Below are 6,383 nucleotides of genomic sequence, written 5' to 3'. Positions count from 1 at the left end.
CCACCGCCGTCGCGGCCGCCGCGCTCGCAATGCCCCTGCCGCCGCCGCGCCCGGCGCAGTTCGCCGGCCTCGGCAACGTCGGCATGGCCAGCCTGGGCAGAAGCCTCGCCGCCGTCACCGAGCGGCCCGCGGCGGCGCGCCCGGTGGACGCCCTGGTCCCGGCCGACGCCGATGCGAAGGCGCAGCTGCGCGCCCTGTTCGCCGCGGTCTCGACCGAGTCCGGTGCCGCTCATCCGGCGAGCCGCATCGCCCCGGTCCGCGTGGCGCAGACGCGCGCCCGTACGGACGCGGCGCCGGAGGCGGTCGTCGGCGCGTCGCCCGACGCGGTGACGACCCGCTTCGGCCGCCGCAGCCCCGGCGACGACCTCACGGCCGCGCGCTTCACGGGCTCGGCGACCCGGGCCGTTCCCGGCGGCCGCTGAAGGATGTCGTAAGGTTCGTTGGCGCCGCCGTCAGGGCAGGCGGCGGCCCTGGCTGACCGTCATCGCCGAGGCGAGGGTCGCCGCGTACCCGGCGTCCGATCCGGCGATGCGCGCCGCGTCGAGGCTGCTCTGGGACGCCACGGCGAAGACCAGCACGCCGAGGAGCGTTCCCGCACCGACGAGCCAGAGATACGCCCGCGCGAAGACCTTCGGAATCCGCACGGCACAGGGGTTTTCCCCTAGGTAGAGCTGTGACGAGGACGAGTCGTTCATGGCCGGCGTTCCCGCGGATGACTGACGCCCGGTCGAACCGTCGATCGCTCACGCGCATTCGGTTCGCCACTAGCATCCAACGCGGCCCTACGGCAGAGGTTCGCCGACCCGGTTCCGTTATTTTCGCAAGTTTTTTGTGCGTGGTTAACGTGGGATCGCCAGGCGCGCCGAGGTGGGCTTCCTTACCCGTTCGCGCGACCGGATCGACCTATCGGCTCAAGGCCCCCGCGCGCCTTTCCTTCCCCCCTCTGCGGGAGAGTGGCCCGCGAAGCGGGTCGGGAGAGGGGGCGCGTTGTCCGGAGACTTCGCTCCCCTCTCCCGACCCTCCCTGACGCGAGGCACACCCTCCCCCGCAGAGGGGAGAGAGAACGCGGTTCCGTTTCCGCGCGTTATGATGACGCTGGGCCGCCCATCAAAAGGACCCGGCGCCGAAATCCGCGGATCGGCGCTCGCGGGCGCCTAGCCTTCCTTCGCCGAGACCTTGCCCAGGGCGGCCTGCGCGGCGGCGAGGCGGGCGATCGGCACGCGGTAGGGCGAGCACGACACGTAGTCGAGGCCGACCTCCTGGCAGAAGCCGATCGAGGCCGGGTCGCCGCCGTGCTCGCCGCAGATGCCGAGCTTGATGTCGGGGCGGACCGAGCGGCCGCGCTCGACGCCGATCCGCACCAGCTCGCCGACGCCCTCCTGGTCGATGGTCACGAACGGGTCGGCGGCCAGGATGCCCTTCTGGGTGTAGGGCCCGAGGAAGGTCGCCGCGTCGTCGCGCGAGATGCCGAGCGCCGTCTGCGTCAGGTCGTTGGTGCCGAAGGAGAAGAACTCCGCCGTCGCCGCGATCTCGTTGGCCTTGAGCGCCGCGCGCGGCAGCTCGATCATGGTGCCGACCTGATAGCCGATCGCCTTGCCGGTCTCCTCCGACACCGCCTTGGCGGTGGCGTCGATGCGGGCCTTCACGATGTCGAACTCGGCGCGGGAGAACACCAGCGGCACCATCACCTCGGGGGTGACCGGCGCGCCGGTCTCCTGCGCCGCCTGGACGGCCGCCTCGAAGATGGCGCGGGCCTGCATCTCCGCGATCTCCGGGAAGGCGATGGCGAGGCGGCAGCCGCGGAAGCCGAGCATCGGGTTGAACTCGGAGAGCTCGCGCATCCGGTGGCGGATCCGGTCCTCCGCGATGCCGGTGGCGTCCATCACCTCCTTCACCTCGGCGTCGGAATGCGGAAGGAACTCGTGCAGCGGCGGGTCGAGCAGGCGGATCGTGACGGGCAGGCCCGACATGATGGTGAACAGCTCGACGAAGTCCTGGCGCTGGTAGGGCAGGATCTTGGCGAGCGCCGCGCGGCGCCCCTCCGCGTCGTCGGCCAGGATCATCTCGCGCACCGCGATGATGCGGTCGCCTTCGAAGAACATGTGCTCGGTGCGGCACAGGCCGATGCCCTCGGCGCCGAAGTCGCGGGCGGTGCGGGCGTCGGTCGGCGTGTCGGCGTTGGCGCGCACCTTCATGGTGCGGTACGCGTCGGCCCAGCCCATCAGGGTGGCGAAGTCGCCCGACAGCTCGGGCGCCAGCATCGTCACCTCGCCCTGCAGCACCTGCCCCGTCGAGCCGTCGATGGTGATGCGGTCGCCGGCCTTCAGCGTCACGCCGCCGACCGTGAGGGTCTGCGCCTTGTAGTCGATCCGGATCGAGCCGACGCCCGACACGCAGGGCTTGCCCATGCCGCGGGCGACGACGGCCGCGTGGGAGGTCATGCCGCCGCGCGTGGTCAGGATGCCCTCGGAGGCGTGCATCCCGTGGATGTCCTCGGGCGAGGTCTCGATGCGCACGAGGATGCACTTGCGCTCGGCCTTGCGCAGGGTCTCGGCATCCTCGGAGTTGAACACGATCTCGCCGGTGGCGGCGCCCGGCGAGGCCGGCAGCCCCTGCGCGATCACCTTGCGCTCGGCCTTCGGGTCGATCGTCGGGTGCAGGAGCTGGTCGAGCGCGCCGGGCTCGATCCGGGCGATCGCCTCCTCCTGCGTGATCAGGCCCTCGCCGGCCAGATCCACGGCGATGCGGAGCGCCGCCTTGGCGGTGCGCTTGCCGTTGCGGGTCTGGAGCATCCAGAGCTTCCCGCTCTCGATGGTGAACTCCATGTCCTGCATGTCGCGGTAATGGGTCTCGAGGATGCCGTAGATCCGCGTCAGCTCGGCGTAGGATTCGGGCATCGCCCGCTCCATCGACGGCTTCTCGGACTTGGCCTCGAGCCGGGCCTTCTCGGTGATGTCCTGCGGGGTGCGGATGCCGGCGACGACGTCCTCGCCCTGCGCGTTGATCAGGAACTCGCCGTAGAGCGCGCGCTCGCCGGTGGACGGGTTGCGGGTGAAGGCGACGCCGGTGGCCGAGGTGTCGCCCATGTTGCCGAACACCATGGCCTGGACGTTGACGGCGGTGCCCCAGCTCTCGGGGATGGCGTTCAGCTCGCGGTACTTCTTTGCCCGCGGGATCATCCACGAATCGAACACCGCGCCGATGGCGCCCCAGAGCTGGTCCTCGGCGCCCTGCGGGAACGGCGAGCCGTGCTCCTCGACGACGATCGCCTTGTACTTCTCGATGAGGTGCTTCCAGTCGTCGGCACCGAGCTCGGTGTCGAGATCGAAGCCCTTGCCCTCCTTGTAGTGCTCCAGCGCCTCCTCGAAGGCGTGGTGCTCAACGCCCAGCACCACGTTCGAGTACATGGTGATGAAGCGGCGGTAGGAATCGTAGGCGAAGCGCGGGTCGCCCGAGCTCTCGGCGAGCGCGGCGACGGTCGCGTCGTTGAGGCCGAGGTTGAGCACCGTGTCCATCATGCCCGGCATCGAGGCGCGGGCGCCCGAGCGCACCGAGACGAGGAGCGGGTTCGCCGCATCGCCGAAGGTCTTGCCGGTGATCGCGCCGACCTGCTCGAGGGCGGTGGCGACCTGCGCCTTCAGCTCGGCCGGATAGGTCTGGCCGTTCTCGTAGTAGGCGGTGCAGACCTCGGTGGTGATGGTGAAGCCGGGGGGCACCGGCAGGCCGAGATTGGACATCTCGGCGAGGTTCGCGCCCTTGCCGCCGAGCAGGTCGCGCATCTGCGATTTGCCCTCGGCCTTGCCGTCGCCGAAGGTGTAGACCCACTTCGCGGTGCCGCTCGTCATATCGATTCCGTCCGTCGTGCAAGAGGACTCGCGTCCAAGGGTCTTGCGTCAAAAGGATCTTGCGTCAAAGGAAGCCGGCGTCGAAGGGTTTGCCGGCCCCTCGGGCCCCTCGGGCCCATCGGTGCGGGTTGGACCATCCCGTGTTGCAACGCAAGATGAACGTCCGCGCGCCGGGTCACCCGGCATGTGACGCTCCGCGTTCATTGTCAGTCGCGAGCGGGCCTGACGGCGTCACGATAGACCGCGGAACAGGCCGAGGCCAATCACCCCGACGGCGATCAGGTAGATCGCGACGATGTAGTTCAGCAGCCGCGGCGCGATCAGGATCAGGATCCCGGCCAGGATGGCGATAGCCGGCTGCAGGTGCGAGATCGAGATGGTCATGGCGAAGCCCTCCGGCGGCCGAGCTTGACCGCCGGAGGGCGACGCACGATGGCGCGCACGGTTCCCGCCCGGCGTCAGGACGCCGGGGGCCAGGACGGCACGATTTCGTACTGGATCGGCTTGAAGGCGAAGTTGTTGGATTGCAGCGCCGAGCAGGCGGTGAGCCCGATCACTAGGTCCTGCATCGCCTCGAACACGATCCTGTCTCCGGCGCGGCTCAGGGGCGGCTCGACCTTCAGCCCGCCGGTATTCCCGTCCACGGTCACGTTCATGAAGACGTTGAACGCCACCGGGATCCGGTCCGGCCCGATCCCGAAGGGCTCGAGGGCGGCCGCGAGGTTGCCGAAGCAGCCGCGGTGCGGCTCGGCGTCGCCGTAGATGATGCGGAAGGTGTCGGCCGAGCACGGCGTCAGCAGGAAGTCGTGCCGGCCGACCGTGTCCGCGACGATGCGGAGCATCACGTTGGAGCGGTTCGAGTAGAGCGGGTCGCCCGTGGTCAGGTAGATCCGGCTGGCATAGTCCAGCGTCCGGCCCGACGAGATCACCTCGTCGAGGTCGTCGCGGCGGAAGGCCAGCATGTCGGCGACCTGCTCGCCCTGCGGGTCGGTGACCACCAGGAACTGGCCCTTGTCGAGGGTGAAGGCCGTCCCCGAGCGCGGCGCGATGGTGTGACGGCCGCAGGACGGATGCGGCTCAGACATCGGAGCCGCCCTTCGTGCGCCCGCTGAACGGGCAGGCCCAGTCGGCGTCGACCGCGCGGCCGCTGTACTGGCGCGCTTCGGAGATCTCGCCGTGCCGAGACAGCATCGGGTTGATCGAGCCGGCGAACGCCGCGTCGCGCGCCAGGATGTTCTCGCGCAGCTTCTCGTAGCGCCCCTCGGCGCGCAGCCGCTCGAACTGATCGTGCAGGTTGAAGACCAGGACCGGCGACGTGAAGCGCCTGGCCGGCCGGCTCGCGCCCGGATGCAGGCCGACGATGAAGAACGCCTCGCCGCCGAAGCTGAGGGAGAAGTGCGCGTCCTCCGGGTCGGCCGAGACGCGCCGGTCGTAGGCCTGGCCGAGGAAGCCGTCCTTGTCGGAGAGCGACTGGGCCCGCGCCCACAGGTTCTCCTCGAAGGCCTGCTCGGACAGGTCGCCCGGCCCTTCGAACACGATGGCGAAGCTCTGGAACAGGTCGGGCTGGGCGCGGTAGCGCGCGATGAAGGCGAGCAGCGCCGGGTAGATGCGCGTGTCGTCCCAGCCGGAGGTGATGTCGCGGGCGACCACGATCTTCATCCGCCCCCGCGACAGCGCCGACTTCGCGCCGACGCACGGGAAGGGCTGCGCCCGAATGAAGTCCCGGAACGCCGCCGCCAGCGGATGGTCGGCATCGTCCCGTGGCAGCCGGAGCGGCGCCGCGTGCAGGGATGACAGGTCCGGAGCGAGCGAAAACCCGCGGTTGTCCGCGTAGGAAAGCATGAGATCCCGCGTCTACGATGAAATATGCGGCACGGTTGCCGATGCCGGAGGCAGATTGGCGTCCGGATCGGGGGAACCGGCCTCAGACGGTGCGGTTCCTGATCCCGGCCGACTCCGCCGCGATCGGTCGCACTCTGCTGTGGACAGTGCCGGCTCGGCCGGGGATGCCCGCCTCGACGATCCGATCGCAGCCGGGATCGGCGGCGGGTGCCGGACGCCTCAGCCTTCCGGACGCACCCGCCTTCCGAATGCCTCAGCCTTCGGCCTCGACCAGGATCTCGCGCTTGCCGGCATGGTTGGCGCCGCCGACGATGCCTTCCTGCTCCATGCGCTCCATGATCGAGGCGGCGCGGTTGTAGCCGATCTGCAGGCGACGCTGGATGTAGCTGGTCGACGCCTTCTTGTCGCGAAGCACCACCTGCACCGCCTGGTCGTAGAGGTCGCCGCCGGCCTCGCCGAACGAGCCCTGGTCGAACACGGCGCCGTCGAGCTCCAGCTCGTCGCCGCCCCTGCCGGCGCCCTGGGCGGCCCCCTTGGGGGCATCCTCCGACCCGTCGTCGGCGGTGACTGCCTCGAGGTAGGCCGGGCGGCCCTGGCGCTTGAGGTGGGCGACCACGCTCTCGACCTCCGAATCCGAGCAGAACGGCCCGTGCACCCGGGTCGTGCGCCCGCCGCCGGCCATGAACAGCATGTCGC

General features: G+C 70.2%; 6 protein-coding genes and 1 pseudogene. 1 reads left to right on the top strand and 6 read right to left on the bottom strand.

Annotated features, from left to right (window positions below):
• Positions 1–422: pseudogene (locus tag FV227_RS29405) on the top strand (peptidase domain containing protein); the annotation flags it as partial.
• Between the two features lie 30 nt (positions 423–452).
• Here the strand turns inward: FV227_RS29405 and FV227_RS27300 are convergent.
• The 6 genes from FV227_RS27300 to FV227_RS27275 all read right to left on the bottom strand — a co-directional run.
• Positions 453–644: a hypothetical protein gene (locus FV227_RS27300; RefSeq protein ID WP_147727952.1), complete on the bottom strand. Its 192-nt coding sequence runs from the start codon at positions 642–644 to the stop codon at positions 453–455.
• Positions 645–1,154: 510 nt separating this feature from the next.
• The gene (gene ppdK / locus FV227_RS27295; protein ID WP_147727953.1) at positions 1,155–3,845 is read right to left on the bottom strand and encodes a pyruvate, phosphate dikinase; all 2,691 of its coding nucleotides are present in this window, start codon (positions 3,843–3,845) and stop codon (positions 1,155–1,157) included.
• 231 nt (positions 3,846–4,076) lie between these two features.
• Positions 4,077–4,229 (bottom strand): DUF3096 domain-containing protein, encoded by a 153-nt coding sequence (locus tag FV227_RS27290; RefSeq protein WP_147727954.1) that lies wholly within the window; start codon positions 4,227–4,229, stop codon positions 4,077–4,079.
• Positions 4,230–4,303: 74 nt separating this feature from the next.
• A complete protein-coding gene (locus FV227_RS27285) occupies positions 4,304–4,930 on the bottom strand; it encodes an urea carboxylase-associated family protein (RefSeq protein ID WP_147727955.1) in 627 nt (208 codons plus the stop codon).
• Positions 4,923–5,687, bottom strand: coding sequence for a guanitoxin biosynthesis heme-dependent pre-guanitoxin N-hydroxylase GntA (gene gntA / locus FV227_RS27280; RefSeq protein ID WP_147727956.1), 765 nt, complete (start codon positions 5,685–5,687; stop codon positions 4,923–4,925). The genes FV227_RS27285 and gntA overlap by 8 nt, the downstream gene beginning before the upstream one ends.
• Positions 5,688–5,940: 253 nt before the next feature.
• Positions 5,941–6,383, bottom strand: a 443-nt coding sequence (locus FV227_RS27275; RefSeq protein WP_281407540.1) for a DNA translocase FtsK, incomplete at its 5' end; no start/stop codon positions are given.

The organism is Methylobacterium sp. WL119, from assembly GCF_008039875.1.
In the GTDB taxonomy this organism is placed as follows: domain Bacteria; phylum Pseudomonadota; class Alphaproteobacteria; order Rhizobiales; family Beijerinckiaceae; genus Methylobacterium.
This window is presented reverse-complemented; position numbering and strand designations above follow the sequence as displayed.